The organism is Arthrobacter sp. R4-81 (genome assembly GCF_054792365.1).
This window is the reverse complement of the sequence record NZ_CP096445.1, coordinates 3,508,010-3,521,359: the sequence shown is the minus strand read 5'-3', so window position 1 is coordinate 3,521,359 and position 13,350 is coordinate 3,508,010. Positions and strand designations below refer to the sequence as shown.

General features: G+C 62.6%; 10 protein-coding genes. 3 read left to right on the top strand and 7 right to left on the bottom strand.

Going from position 1 to position 13,350, the window contains the following annotated elements; all coding sequences use genetic code 11:
- Positions 1–37: 37 nt before the first annotated feature.
- Complete coding sequence (locus M1E05_RS16230) at positions 38–1,216, bottom strand: serine hydrolase domain-containing protein (protein WP_461163546.1); 1,179 nt, start codon at positions 1,214–1,216, stop codon at positions 38–40.
- A gap of 180 nt (positions 1,217–1,396) precedes the next feature.
- On the opposite strand from M1E05_RS16230, the gene M1E05_RS16225 reads away from it, so the two are divergent.
- Positions 1,397–2,452 carry a LysM peptidoglycan-binding domain-containing protein gene (locus M1E05_RS16225; RefSeq protein ID WP_461163545.1) on the top strand — a complete coding sequence of 352 codons (1,056 nt, stop codon included), beginning with the start codon at positions 1,397–1,399 and terminating at the stop codon, positions 2,450–2,452.
- 24 nt (positions 2,453–2,476) lie between these two features.
- Here M1E05_RS16225 and M1E05_RS16220 read toward each other — a convergent pair whose 3' ends face one another.
- Together M1E05_RS16220 and M1E05_RS16215 are read right to left on the bottom strand one after the other, a co-directional pair.
- Positions 2,477–3,058, bottom strand: a complete 582-nt coding sequence (locus M1E05_RS16220; protein WP_461163544.1) for a dihydrofolate reductase family protein — start codon at positions 3,056–3,058, stop codon at positions 2,477–2,479.
- 119 nt (positions 3,059–3,177) lie between these two features.
- A complete protein-coding gene (locus M1E05_RS16215; protein WP_458113528.1) occupies positions 3,178–4,071 on the bottom strand; it encodes a glucose 1-dehydrogenase in 894 nt (297 codons plus the stop codon).
- A 418-nt stretch (positions 4,072–4,489) separates the two neighbouring features.
- On the opposite strand from M1E05_RS16215, the gene M1E05_RS16210 reads away from it, so the two are divergent.
- Entirely contained in the window at positions 4,490–5,395 is a 906-nt protein-coding gene (locus M1E05_RS16210) for an esterase/lipase family protein (protein ID WP_461163543.1), read from the top strand.
- Positions 5,396–5,520: 125 nt separating this feature from the next.
- Positions 5,521–6,372 (top strand): SDR family NAD(P)-dependent oxidoreductase, encoded by an 852-nt coding sequence (locus M1E05_RS16205; protein WP_461163542.1) that lies wholly within the window; start codon positions 5,521–5,523, stop codon positions 6,370–6,372.
- Positions 6,373–6,580: 208 nt separating this feature from the next.
- Here M1E05_RS16205 and M1E05_RS16200 read toward each other — a convergent pair whose 3' ends face one another.
- The 4 genes from M1E05_RS16200 to M1E05_RS16185 all read right to left on the bottom strand — a co-directional run bounded on the left by M1E05_RS16200 (position 6,581) and on the right by M1E05_RS16185 (position 13,212).
- Positions 6,581–8,743: a putative bifunctional diguanylate cyclase/phosphodiesterase gene (locus M1E05_RS16200; protein WP_461163541.1), complete on the bottom strand. Its 2,163-nt coding sequence runs from the start codon at positions 8,741–8,743 to the stop codon at positions 6,581–6,583.
- A 140-nt stretch (positions 8,744–8,883) separates the two neighbouring features.
- Complete coding sequence (locus M1E05_RS16195; protein ID WP_461163540.1) at positions 8,884–10,635, bottom strand: putative bifunctional diguanylate cyclase/phosphodiesterase; 1,752 nt, start codon at positions 10,633–10,635, stop codon at positions 8,884–8,886.
- 79 nt (positions 10,636–10,714) lie between these two features.
- Complete coding sequence (locus tag M1E05_RS16190; protein WP_461163539.1) at positions 10,715–12,064, bottom strand: UDP-glucose dehydrogenase family protein; 1,350 nt, start codon at positions 12,062–12,064, stop codon at positions 10,715–10,717.
- Positions 12,061–13,212, bottom strand: a complete 1,152-nt coding sequence (locus M1E05_RS16185) for a glycosyltransferase family 4 protein (protein ID WP_461163538.1) — start codon at positions 13,210–13,212, stop codon at positions 12,061–12,063. Before M1E05_RS16185 ends, M1E05_RS16190 begins: the two co-directional genes overlap by 4 nt.
- Positions 13,213–13,350: the final 138 nt, after the last annotated feature.

Here is a 13,350-nt window from a genome sequence, read left to right as displayed (position 1 = left end):
GCCTTAGTGGTCAACGGGACTTGCGTTCAGCGGCGGTCTATTCACAGAGCCCGTACAGGGCCTCCAGGAGGGCTGACTCCAGTTGGTCCGTCCATAAGCCGCGCTTGTTTTCAGCCTCCGGGTCCTCAAGGGGTGATGGCAAGGGCGGAGGGACCATAGTCATTGTTGCCTGATACCGGCCGTCAGCACTGCTGATGGCAACCGTGCGGTAGGTCAGGTAGCCACCCCTGCCGCCATATCTGTGAGCGCCGGTACAGTCCCGCGACCATTTCCAAAGGCCTAAACCGATGGAGGGCTCACGGGTGGTCTTCTTCATCTCCTCCAGCGAGCCGGGCGACACCACCTTGCCCTGGAAAAGTGCCGCGAGGAACGTATTGACGTCCGCCATCGTGGAAACGACGCCATGGGCCGGTGAACCGAGCTGGTCAGGTGTTGGTCCGCCACCCACGCGCTCGCCCCTGATCGTTACATATCCCTGGATCATGTCGGGAGCCCCATCGAGGGGGTTATCGACAGTTGTGTGGGTCAGGCCCAGCGGCTTGATGATGTCGTCGTCGAGAACCTGGGAGAAGGGCTTGCCTCGCAGCTTCTCCAGAAGCTGGCCAAGGGCCAGGTAGTTCGAGTCTGAATAGCGGAAATTACCAACGTACTCCCATGGGAGTGTGCCGGTGATTTGAAGGCCCCGCTGCAGGCTCAGCCTCTGTTTGGTTGCGGGAAGGATGTCGTCGACGGTTTTGAACATTGCGTCCTGGTACGAGGGCATCCCTGACGTGTGGCCGAGGAGTTGACGAACCGTGATCGGACGCGGGGGCTTCAGCACAGTCGTGAAGCTCTCCAGGATGTCATTGACATGGTCATCGAGTTTGATCAGGCCATCATCGACCAGCTTCATGACCGATACCGCGGTCATTGTTTTTGTGACACTTGCTATGGACACCCTGTCCCCGGGCTGCGCGGGGCTCCGGGAATCCAGGTCGCGGACGCCGTAGGCCTTGGACCATTCCCCTCCAGGCCAACGGACCTGTGCAACGACAGCAGTGGCGCCCTTTTCGACGACGGACCGCATGGCTATATCAAGTGACTCTGCCTCTGCCGGGGGTGGAGCTGCCGGCGGCGTCGGAGACGGGCTGGGACTGGTGCAAGATGTCAGCGGGCCGGCGAGCACCAGTACGGTTGCCGCGATGAATGCCGGGAAGAAACGTGTCTTGGGGTGCATGGCAACCGCCGGGGATCGACACGAACAGGGAAAGACCGCGCGACGCCGCCCCCGGTCAAGGTTCGCCCGGCGCCCTAGCCCCAGCATCACAATCTTAGGGTTCACAACCGCACAGGTCGAGGGCCCAGAAGGACCCCGCTGACCCGCTAGGCTTGGCGCCGGACACTTTGGGGGTTGGCAATGGACATTTGCGGTTTCTCAGACATCAGGACGTGCGGGTCAAAGGGCTGGGGAGTTGCTGTACTCGCAATTTTCCTGGCATCAGGACTGGCAGCGTGCACGTCCGCTGGGGCCTCTCCGGAACCGACGACGGTGACACCCACTGCCACCGCTGCAGGGACAGCACCGGCCCATCCTGGAAAGCCGTCACTGGCCGGGCCCACAATTACTGATTCCTTCGGCAACGCGGATTTCTACACCACCGTCTCCGGGGACACCTCTGAAATGGTGGCTGCCTCCTTCGGTATCTCCCAAGCGAAACTCAGTGAGTTCAACGGGATGGAGCCAGGGACCCCGGTTTCCCCAAATACGAAGCTTCGCCTCATCCCCGCACCAAGCCCGATCCGCGGCGCGAAGGGGGCCGCTACATTTGACGCCAATGGCATCCCCGTCACCTATGTGATCGAAGCCAATGACACTCTTGATGGCATCATCTACCGGTTCGGACTTACCAAGGAGCAGCTGGCAGAAGCGAACAAGGTCCCATTCGTCTATGAGCAGGGCAACCAATATTTTGTCCGCGCCGGTAAGCACATCCAGCTGCAGAAGAACCCTGTGGACAGCAGGTCCGGCAAGGGAAAAATGGTCGCTAACTCCTTTGGCCACACCATCTTTTACACCACCGTCGATGGCGACTCATTCGACAGTCTCGGCTACCAATTCAGATCCACTATTGCGCAACTGCTGCAATACAACCCCTTCCTCGTGGCTGACAAGCCGATTCCCGCGGGCACCAAAGTGAGTCTGATGCACGGCGATCAAAAGATCGATGGCGCCCAAGGCACCTTCACTGCCGATGCCGAGGGGACCCCGCTCACCTACACCACCGCACCGGGGGACATCGAGAAGCAAATAGTGTTCCGTTTCGGCCTGACGGGCCAGGCGGACCTGGGATGGGCGAACCGTCCACTCACTGGCCACGGCAGAGTCTGGTACGACTACAATGACGTGCCGTCAGGAGAGCTCGCACCAGGACAAACCATCAGCTTGGCTTTGAACAAACCGATCAACAAGTAGGCCCTAGCCTCGAGGATTCCAGTATCAGTGCGTCGAGTACTGAGCGATGATGACGCCCGTCGTCGTCGTGATCGAACGTTCCAGAATCAGATCGATCCGTTCGCCCTGATCAAACAGCTTCGTGCCGGAACCGAGCAGGATCGGGTGGATCTGCAGAATGTACTCATCGATCAGCCCGTCCGCCTGCAGCGTCCGGACGAGCTCCCCGCTGCCCAGGATGGTGAGATCGGCGTCGTCGTTCTCATGAAGTGCCGCAACAGTCTGGGCGGCCTCGCCGGCGAGCAGAGTCGAGTTGGCGTATTCCAATTGAGTGTCTAAGGACCGGGAGACCACGTACTTCTGCGAGTTCAAGAGGACGTCTGTAAACGGATTTGGCTCCGGCGTTGTCGTCCATAAGCCGAGCAGGTCTGCGTATGTGCGGTGGCCGAACAGCAGAGCACCCCCGGCCGCCATTCCCTCCGCCGCGAACTCCATCGAAACCGAATCCTGGTAGCCGTTGGCCCACCCGCCATGTTTGAAGCCACCCCGGGTGTCCTCATCCGGCCGTCCGGGAGCCTGCATAACGCCGTCGAGGGTAATGCTCTGGAAAACACTGATCTTTGCCATGCTCTTCTCCATCTCAACCGGCTGGGCCCCGCGCGAAATCCGGGGTTTCCTTCAGAATCTGAAAGGGACGGGTCCTTCCCCCGTGCAATGAGGAAGGGCCCGTCCGGCTTCGATCACACCTAAGGCGTGGGGCTGCCGCCGTTGACGTTAAGGGTCTCGCCGATCACGAAGCTCGACTCCGGTGACGCCAGGAACACATAGGCAGGGGCGAGTTCCGCCGGCTGCCCGGCACGGCCCAGGGGAGTGCTCTGCCCAAACTCCGGGAGCGCCTCCTTCGGCTGGCCGCTGCTCACCTGCAGTGGCGTCCAGATTGGCCCGGGCGCCACAGCGTTCACGCGGATGCCCTTGGGGGCCAGCTGTTGCGCGAGGCCCTTGGTGAAGTTGTTGATGCTGGCCTTGGTGGTGGCGTAATCAAGCAGCGTGGGCGACGGGTTGTACGCCTGGACCGACGTCGTGTTGATAATCGTGGAGCCGGCAGGCATGTGCGGCACTGCGGCCTTGGTGAGCCAGAACATGGCGTAGACGTTGGTCTTCAGCGTATGGTCGAACTGCTCGTCGCTGATCTCACCGATATCTTCCTGCGCCACTTGCTTCCCGGCGTTGTTCACCAACAGGTCCACTCCGCCAAGTTCGCGGAGGGCCGTCTCCACCAGATCGCGGCAGACCGTGGAGTCCTTGAGATCCCCTGGCACCTTGACCGCCTTGCGGCCGGCCTTCTCGATCAGGTTGGCGATTCGGGTTGCGTCCTCTTCCTCTTCGGGAAGGTAGGAAAGTACGACGTCGGCGCCCTCCCTTGCGAAGGCAATGGCGGTCGCTGCTCCGATGCCAGAGTCCGCACCGGTGACGATCGCCTTCCGGCCGTCCAGGCGGCCAGTGCCGCGGTAGGTGTCCTCGCCCAGGTCGGCCTTCGGCTGCAGCTTGGCGTCCAAGCCGGGTTCGGGCTGGTGCTGCTTGGGCGGTTCGATGTGCTCGTAGGCGGTAACAGGGTTCTGGAACGTGTACTGATCGGTCATGGTGCTCCTCCGCAAAGATTGGTCTGAACACGGACTATGGCTGGAATCCAGCGTTTCGGCATGACGCTAAGCATGCTTACCTTTCCAGCGTAGCGAGAGTGCTTCCATGCCGCAAAGAGGGTGGGCGAAGCTTTTGGTTGTGTGAACATTCGTGCACGCCGCGTGAACGGCGCGCGCTGCCGCGCTGGCCACACTAGGCTCTACTCGCCAGTAACTTAGCCGCCAGAGGTCGAGCGGGTTGTTGAAGCGGGCGCCCAGGGCTTGGTCATTTCTTGCCGCACGTTCGTGCAAGTGGCATCGAGAAAGCGACCGCCTTCCTTAATATCGAAACACCCAACCTTCGATGACGAGGCCCACACTCCCGCCCGTCCTCAGTTCTCACCCCGGCACCAATAGACACTAAAACGATGAGGTTTCAATGTCGCAGTCAAAGCAGACCCAGGCCAGCAAATCACCGCTGAAGAATTCGCTGAAGAAATCACCGCTGAAGAAGATTACGTCCCTCGCCGCTGGCCTCGTTCTGGCTGCCTCCCTGACGGCGGTCCCGGCCCAGGCCGCCGTCGTCGAGATTTCCCCTCCTGGCGCCAATGATTGGTCCTGTAAACCGAGTGAGGAGCACCCCTATCCGGTCATCCTGGTTCCCGGAACGTTCGAGAGCATGGCGAAGAACTGGATCACGTTGTCGCCCTATCTCAAGAACGCTGGCTACTGCGTTTTCGCCCTCAACTACGGCGAGACGAACGGCGTCTACGCAACGGCACCGGTGGCTGACTCAGCCAGGGAACTGGCCCCGTTCGTGGATGCCGTCCGTGCCGCAACCGGAGCCAAAAAGGTGAATCTGGTGGGCCACAGCCAGGGTGGAATGATGCCCCGCTACTACATGGGCTTCCTCGGCGGAGCGAAGTACGTCAATCAGCTCGTCGGCATTGCCCCCTCCAACCACGGCACTGAGGGTGTGATCGTGCCGCCGCCAAGCTTCCTCCCGGAGGCGGACTCCAACGCCCTCGACTGCGCCGCCTGTGCCGACCAGCAGGCCGACTCGGCGTTTATGCAGAAGCTGAACTCGATCGGCGATACCGTGGCGGGCCCGTCATACACAGTGATCTCGACCAGGTACGACGAGATTGTTATCCCCTACAACAGCCAGTTCCTCACAGGCCCCGCCCGCCAGGTCACCAACATCACCATCCAGGACAAGTGCCCCGCCGACGTGTTCGAACACGACCAGACACCGAACGATCCTGTAGTCCACCAGCTGGTCACCCATGCCCTCGGCAGGACTTCCGGACCAGCGGATCCGGCCTACCAGCCACGCTGCCTCTGAGGATGCGGGTGCCCGTTCCGCCCGCCCGGCGCCAGGGGAGGCGGAACGGATCCGGCGGCGCCGTCGTTGTAACAGCGCCGGCCGGCCAGGAAAGCCATCCCAAAAGCCCCAAATAAAAGGACCCCATGAGCCAGCACACCATCGTCATCACCGGAGCCAGCGATGGCATCGGCGCAGCAGCCGCGCGGGCGCTGAGCAGGGCGGGGGAGCGGGTTGTCGTCGTCGGGCGTTCACCGGAGAAGACACAGGCGGTGGCCAAAGAGCTCGACGCCGACTACTTCGTGAGCGACTTCGCGGACCTTTCCCAGGTGCGGGAGCTCGCCGCGGCGTTGAGGAGTAACTACCCACGGATTGACGTCTTGGCCAACAACGCGGGTGGCATCATGGGCAGGCGGGAACTCACCGCCGACGGCTACGAGAAGACCTTCCAGGTGAACCATCTCGCCCCGTTCCTGCTGACCACCCTGCTGATGGACGTGCTCACGGCCAGCCAGGCCACCGTCATCAACACCGCAAGCGCAGCCAACGGCTTCGGCAAGCTGGACCTCGCCGATCTCGACTCCTCCCGCAACTACTCCACCAACCGCGCCTACGGCTCCGGCAAGCTCGCCAACATCCTCTTCACCAGCGAACTCCACCGCCGCTTCGGCGCTCACGGAACCGCATTGGAAGGAACCACCACAGGAATCACGACGGCGGCGTTCCACCCCGGCGTCGTGGCCACCAACTTCGCGGCGGAGTCCACCAGCCCCTTCAGGCACGCCTACAAAACCATCCTGAACCGGTTCCTGCTCACGTCCGAGCAGGGCGCGGACACGCTCGTCTGGCTCGCGACGTCAAAGCCGGGGGAGGACTGGGTCTCGGGCGCGTACTACGCCAAGCGGGCGCTGGCGAAGGCTAACAAGCAGGCCTACGACGCCGACCTGGCTCGCGAGCTTTGGGACCGCAGCGAGCGCATGGTCAGGCTGGACAGCTAGCGCCGAACTCAAGGGGATCTCAGGGAACCGAGAACGCGTGACAGAGCACGTTCCGCCGATGCGATCGGAAGATTTCGGGCAGCGTCACTTCATCCTTATAGGACCCGATCAAGTACTCATCGACGTGATCCAGCCCATTGAGCCCTCAGCTGAGTTTTCTGCCCAGTACGTTCAGAGCTGACGCGTAACGGCCAGGGAGCGTCCCAGGCTACGGCTTCACCCGCAGCTTGTGGATCAACTCGAACGCGTGCAGAGTCCGCAGGGTGGCCATTTCCAAGCCGGCCTCCGGCTCCGGGTGCGAGAAGTAGAAGCCCTGGAGGGAATCGCACTTCAGATCCAGCAGGTACGCGGCCTGCTCCGGGGTCTCGATGCCTTCGGCAGTCACCAGGAGCCCGAGGTTATGCGCCATGTTGATCATGGAGCTCAGGATGGGCAGCTTCTCCGCCCCGGTGCGGACCATGGACACAAACGACTGATCGATCTTCACGGCGTCCACGGGAAGCTCCTGCAGCCGCCCCAGCGACGAGTACCCTGTACCGAAATCGTCCAGCGCAACCTGTACGCCGGCGTCGCGCAGTTGGTTCAGCTGCTCCAGCACCCCGCAGTCAGCATCGAAGAACACGCTCTCGGTGACTTCGATGACCATCTGCCCAGGATCCACGTTGCAGGAGGCAGCAACCCGTAGCACGCCTTCGGCGAAGTTCGGTTCCTGGATCTGCACGCCGGAGATGTTCACGGCAAGGGAGCGGGTACTGTCCTCGGCCAGCCACGGGCCCATCTCGGTGCAGGCACGTCGCAGCACGAGCGCTCCGATGGCCCCGATCAAACCGCTGCGCTCAGCAAGGGGGATGAACTGGGTGGGCGGGATGATCTCGCCGTCGCGGTCCCAGCGGGCCAGCGCCTCAAACTGCACCACAGCGTCAAGCCGCGGAGTCAGCACCGGCTGGTAGTTCACATAGATATCGCCACGGTCCACGGCCAGCCTCAGGCTTGCTTCCATGTCGGTGCGCTGGACCAGGGCCGCCATCATTTCCGGCCGGAACCGCATGTAGCGGTTCTTGCCGGCAGCTTTCGCCGCGTACATCGCGACGTCGGCCTGCCGGAGCAGGTCTGAGGGCTCAACCGGCTTCTCGCTCAGGGAAGCCAGCCCCAGGCTCAGGCTCGGCCGGAGCATGGTGCCGTAAAGGAAGACGGGAACATTGAGGGAATCGACAATCCGCTCGGCCACGTCCTCAGCGTTCTCAACATCGGTCAGCAGCACCACAAACTCGTCACCGCCCAGCCTGGCCACGGTGTCGTTGGGTCGCACACAGAAGCGAAGGCGGCGCGCCACTTCAATGAGCATCTGATCCCCGGCATGGTGCCCGAGGATGTCATTAACTTCCTTGAAATCGTCCAGGTCAATCAGCAGGACGTCCACGGAACTGCCTGCCCGATCCCGCAGGGCTTCGGTGAGCTGGTCGTTAAACAACTGCCGGTTCGCCAGCCCCGTCAGGGGGTCCTTGAAGGCTAGATCCTTCAATTGTGCGGCCTGTTCGGCCAGGTCATTCATAGCCTTCCTGGCCTGCTCCTGCGCTTTCCGCCGGAGCGTGACATCGCGGAAACTCCAGACGCGTCCGACAACCTCATTCGCGACTTTTTGTGGGCGGGAGTACCTTTCAAAGGTCCTGCCGTCGAGGAACTCCAAAACGTCGTGGCTTTCAGCATCCGGATTCGTGTAGAGCTCCTTGACCTTCTCCAGGAAACTCTCTGGTTCGGAAAGCTGCTCCAGCACGAACTTCATCACGGCTTCGTCGTCGTGGGTGTCCAGCAATTCACGGGGGATGCCCCACATGGACACAAACTGATCGTTAAGCCCGGCGATCTGGCCGTCGCTGCTGACCACCAGGATGCCGTCCGCCGTCGACTCAAGCGTAGCGGTGAGTAGCGACATCGCTTGGCGGAGGCTGGCGTCCGTTTCCTTCCGGTGGCCGGCGTCGCGGACCGTGACCGTCATATAGGTCCCGGTCGAAGTTTCAAAGAGGGAACATGCCACCTCGCCGGCGAACTCGCTGCCGTCAGCCCTTAGACCGTACGCCTCGAACGGCTGCAGGGGAGTATCCGGCGAGCTGCGCCGGAGGGCATCGAAGACTTTGAGGAATCCATGGCGGTAGTCTTCAGCCAGCAGTATCCGGTGATCTGCGCCAATCAAGTCAGCCCGTGAATAACCAAACATGCGTTCAGTTGCCGAATTCACCAAACTGATGGTGCCGTCCGCGGACAGGACGAGGACCGCGTCCGGGCTAGACTCCAGCACAGAGCGGTGTTCAATCCCCGAAATGGGAATTACCTCACCGCTGATATCGGCAGCACGGCGTAAAGACGGTTCCATAGAGCCCTTTTTTTGAGACCTAGAATTATTCATAATGCGCCTTCCCCCAAGCACATCATAAGGTGCAAAGGTCAATTATCAATGGCGGCGAATCAATTCTGCGTTCCATTTCTTCGGGTTCTCCTGCAGCCATTCCAGCTTCACCGCGGGCCACCAACGCGCAGCCCCCGCACAGAAGCCATGGCCGTCTCTGCCCTCGTCATGGCCATGTCCAATCTGTTGTCAGAAACCGGGCGCGAGAAGAGATAGCCCTGCAGGAAATCACAGCCCAGGTCCATCAGGTACTCAGCCTGTGCAGGGGTCTCGATGCCCTCAGCAGTGACGGACAGGTTCAGGGCGTGCGCCATGGTGATCATGGAACTGAGCAGCGGAAGTTTCTCCGCGCCGGTTCGCACCATGGAGACGAAACTGCCGTCGATCTTCACTGAATCAACCGGCAGGTCCTGCAGCCGACCCAGTGACGAATAGCCCGTGCCGAAATCATCGAGCGCCACCCGCATCCGTGCCCGGCGGAGGTGCTTCAGCTGGTCGATCACCTGCGTGCCAGGATCCAGGAAAACACTCTCCGTCACCTCGAGCACCAACTGTGCAGGATCAACCCGACAGGAGGAAGCGATCCGCAGCGCGACGTCGGCGAAATCCTGCTCGTGCAGCTGGCCGCCGGACACGTTGAAGCTCAGGGAACGGGATTTGTCCGCGGCAAGCCACGGCTGCAGCTCAACGCAGGCGCGCGCCATCACGCTGTTGCCCAGATCGCTGATCAGCCCGCTGCGCTCTGCCATGGGAATGAACTGCCCCGGAGGAATGAATTCGCCGTCGCGCTCCCAGCGGGCCAACGCCTCCAGCTGCACTTCCCGCCTTGAACCTGTGGCAACAACAGGCTGATACTGCACCTTCACTTCGCCATGAAGCACCGCGACGCGGAGCCTGGCTTCCATGTCGTTGCGCTGGGCCAGGACCATAAGCATCTCGGGCCGGAACCGCATGTACCGGTTTTTGCCCCCGGCCTTGGCTGCATACATAGCCACATCCGCCTGCCGAAGCAGGTCCGAAGGCTCCATGGTGGTTTCACTCATGGACGCGAGGCCCAGTGAGAGGCTCGGCTTGAGGTGCGCCCCGCCGATGCTCACTGGAGCGTTCAGCGTTTCCATAATGCGTTCCGCCACTGCAGCCGGATCCGCGACGTTGGTCAGGAGCACCACGAATTCGTCCCCGCCAAGCCGCCCCACAGTGTCATTGGGCCGGACGCAGGAACGCAGCCGGCGGGCCGTTTCGATCAGCATCTGATCGCCCGCCTGGTGGCCATGGATGTCGTTGACCTCCTTAAAGTCGTCCAGGTCCAGCAGGATGAGATCGACGGCGATGTGCCGAGGCCGCCGCATCGCCTGCGCCAGCTGGTCGTTGAACAACTGCCGGTTGGCGAGCCCCGTCAGTTGATCCTGGAATGCCATCGCCCGCAGCTGGGACGCCTCCTCTGCCAGCGCGTTGCCCGCCTTCCGATACGTGGCATCCCGCACGGATACTGCCAGCGACGGCGCCGCATTTCCCGACGGAGTCGGCAGTTGTGATGCCGGCAGCAGTGAGCAGACGATTTCGGCCGGAAACTCGGAACCGTCACCGCGCAGGCAAACGGGCTCGATCGGCGGATTCCCGAGAACCGCATCAGAGCTTTTCCGCAGGACGTCGTATTCCCAGACGATGGCTTCAAGGAACCCGTCGGCGAGCAGGATCCGGTGGTCCGAGCCCACTAGCTCTTCCCTGGACCGTCCAAACAGCCGCTCCGCCGCCAGGTTCGCCCGGCGGATGGTGCCGTCACGGCCAAGAATCAGCAGCGCGTCCGGGCTGAAATCGAGCTCTGAAGCGGACGCATCCCCTTGGGCATCCGACATCATCCGATAGAAACAAGGTATTCGGTACTAAATCGAGCCATCTTGTTTTCCTCCCCCTTGTGGAAATCATAGGGGGCAGAGACTAAAGCGCAAGGGAAGAGCTCTTCAGCCCTGCATTCCTCCCCAAACCACGAAGGGTCCACCCTTCCGCCTGCCACAACCCGGGGTCCAGGACGTTGCGCGCATCCAGCACCACCCGGCGTCGTACGAGCTTTCCGGCGACGGCGGGAGACAGCCCGCGGTATTCATCCCACTCCGTGAGCAGCAACACCAGCTCGGCATCATCGAGTGCAGCTTCGAGGGAAGGCTCGAAACGCAGCTGCGGGTAGCGCATCCAGGAGTTGTTGATGGCCTTTGGATCGGTCACTGTCACGTGGGCTCCTGCCACCGCGAGCTGCAGGGCCACGTCCAGGGCGGGGGAGTCACGGATGTCGTCGGTGTCGGGTTTGAAGGCGGCGCCCAGGATGGTAACGGTCCGGCCCGACAGGTTGCCGCCGCACAGCTCGCGGGCGATCTCCACGGTGCGGGTGCGCTGGCCGACATTGACGGAATCCACCAGCCCCATCCACTCGTCCACAGAGTCCACGCCCAGCCCAACAGCCTGCGTCCGGAAGCTGCGGATGTCCTTGGGGAGGCAGCCCCCACCGAAGCCCAGCCCGGCATGCAGGTACCGGCCGCCGATCCGCGGGTCCATGCCCATCGCTTTGCTGAGCTCGTTGACGTCAGCGCCGGAGGCATCACACAGCTCGGCCATGGCGTTGATGAAGCTGACCTTGGTGGCCAGGTACGCGTTCGACGCCGACTTGATGAGCTCCGCCGTCGCGTAGTTGCAGACGAGCCGCGGGATCCCGGCGCAGAGCAGGGGTTCGTATACGGTGTCCAGGGCGGCCGTTACGCCCCGGCCTTCCACGGAGTTCTTCCCGCCAGGCACGCCGTACACCAGCCGGTCCGGCACCAGCGAATCCTTCACCGCGGTTCCCTGCCTCAGGAATTCAGGGTTCCAGCCGAGGAGCACGTCAGGGCGTCCGGACAGGATACCGCTGAGCACGTCGACAGTGCCGACGGGCACGGTCGATTTACCGACGACGACGGCGCGTCGGGCCAGATGGGGGAGCAGCGCCTCGGTGGCGGCGAGCAAGTAGCTGAGGTCGGCGTCGCCGGACGTTTTGGACTGCGGTGTCCCGACGCAGAGGAAGTGCACCTGGGCGTCGGCGGCGTCCGCGAAGTCGGCGGAAAACCTCAGCCTGCCCGTGGTGAGCCCGTGCTGCAGGAGTTCGTCCAGGCCGGGTTCGTAGAACGGTGCGATGCCACGCCCCAGTTGGTCAACTTTTGCGGCGTCGACGTCGATTCCCACCACGCTGTGGCCCATCGAGGCCAGTGTGGCGGCGTGGACAGCGCCAAGGTAGCCGCAGCCAATCACGGAGATATTCATGCCGGGTTCCTTGCTGTCGGAGTGGTTGGAGTGCTCTGCCCGGCCATGACCTGCCGATAGTGGCGCACCAGTTCGGCGCTGAGCGCGGGCCACGTCCTGCCTTGGACCGAAGAGTGGGCTGCCGCTGAAAAGGCGCGGCGCTTGGCGTCGTCGCCCGTCAGGTCCACCACCCGACGCCGCAGCTCGGCGAGGTTTCCCGGCTCATAGAGCCAGCCGGTGCGGGAGTTTTCCACCAGGTCCAGGGGCCCGCCGCGGCCGGTAGCCACCACCGGTACTCCCGAGGCCATGGCTTCCTGGATGGTCTGGCAGAAGGTCTCCAGCTCGCCGGGATGGACGAAAAGGTCAAAGGAAGCCACCACGCGGGCCAGCTCGTCGCCGCCGAGAAATCCGGTGAACATGGCTTGAGGGAGGGCGTCCTGGAGGGTTTCGCGCTGGGGGCCGTCGCCGACTATCACCAGCCTGCAGCCTGGGATATCGGCCAGGACGGCAAGGTCTTCCACCTGTTTTTCGACCGCCAATCGCCCTACATAGCCGATGATCCTCTCACCGCCGGGTGCCACCGAAGCCCGCCAGCCGTCGTCGCGCTTTTCAGGGCTGAACCGCGCGGTATCCACACCGCGCCGCCACAAATCCACCCGTGGAATCCCGCGCCCGCGCAACTGGTTAAGCGCGAAAGTGGAAGGCACCAGCGTCCTGCTGGCGAGGAGATGGATGTTCTCCACGCGGTTCCAGGCCCAGTTCTCCATAAACGGGACGCCGTAGCGGGCTGCGTAGCTGGGGACCTCAGTCTGGTAGATGGCCACTGACGGGATGCCGAGCTGGTGTGCCGCCTGGACGGCCCGCCAACCCAGGACAAATGGAGAGGCGAGGTGGACGACGTCAGGCGCGTAATCGGCAAGGATTCGCTTGACCCGATTCACACCTCCCAGCGCCACCCGCACGTTGGTGTACCCGGCCAGCGGTACCGAGGGAAGCCGGTGAACATAGGCGCCATGGACAACATCGAGGACTTCCACGTCCTGTGTTGATGGCGCAATGACCAGCACGTCATCCCCCCGTTCCTGCAGATGCTCCAGCACCCGCAGGATGGAGTGCGTAACCCCGTTCATCAACGGCAGGAATGATTCGGCAACAATTGCGATCCTCACCCCTCCACCGTGCTGGCGGCGGCTTACCCGGCGGGGGAGGGAGCGTGACGGCGAGGGGAAGATTGGGTTAACAAGGTCTGCTGCCGACCGGAATGCGTGACTTTTAGGGCTGTGCCGGAAAGAGTTCCGCGCGATCTA

What these genes read in the sequence shown, in the direction of transcription:
- M1E05_RS16195 (WP_461163540.1), bottom strand. Translation starts at nt 10,635, where the DNA reads ATGATGTCGGATGCCCAAGGGGATGCGTCCGCTTCAGAGCTCGATTTC.
- M1E05_RS16230 (WP_461163546.1), bottom strand. Translation starts at nt 1,216, where the DNA reads ATGCACCCCAAGACACGTTTCTTCCCGGCATTCATCGCGGCAACCGTA.
- M1E05_RS16190 (WP_461163539.1), bottom strand. Translation starts at nt 12,064, where the DNA reads ATGAATATCTCCGTGATTGGCTGCGGCTACCTTGGCGCTGTCCACGCC.
- M1E05_RS16220 (WP_461163544.1), bottom strand. Translation starts at nt 3,058, where the DNA reads ATGGCAAAGATCAGTGTTTTCCAGAGCATTACCCTCGACGGCGTTATG.
- M1E05_RS16200 (WP_461163541.1), bottom strand. Translation starts at nt 8,743, where the DNA reads ATGGAACCGTCTTTACGCCGTGCTGCCGATATCAGCGGTGAGGTAATT.
- M1E05_RS16225 (WP_461163545.1), top strand. Translation starts at nt 1,397, where the DNA reads ATGGACATTTGCGGTTTCTCAGACATCAGGACGTGCGGGTCAAAGGGC.
- M1E05_RS16205 (WP_461163542.1), top strand. Translation starts at nt 5,521, where the DNA reads ATGAGCCAGCACACCATCGTCATCACCGGAGCCAGCGATGGCATCGGC.
- M1E05_RS16215 (WP_458113528.1), bottom strand. Translation starts at nt 4,071, where the DNA reads ATGACCGATCAGTACACGTTCCAGAACCCTGTTACCGCCTACGAGCAC.
- M1E05_RS16210 (WP_461163543.1), top strand. Translation starts at nt 4,490, where the DNA reads ATGTCGCAGTCAAAGCAGACCCAGGCCAGCAAATCACCGCTGAAGAAT.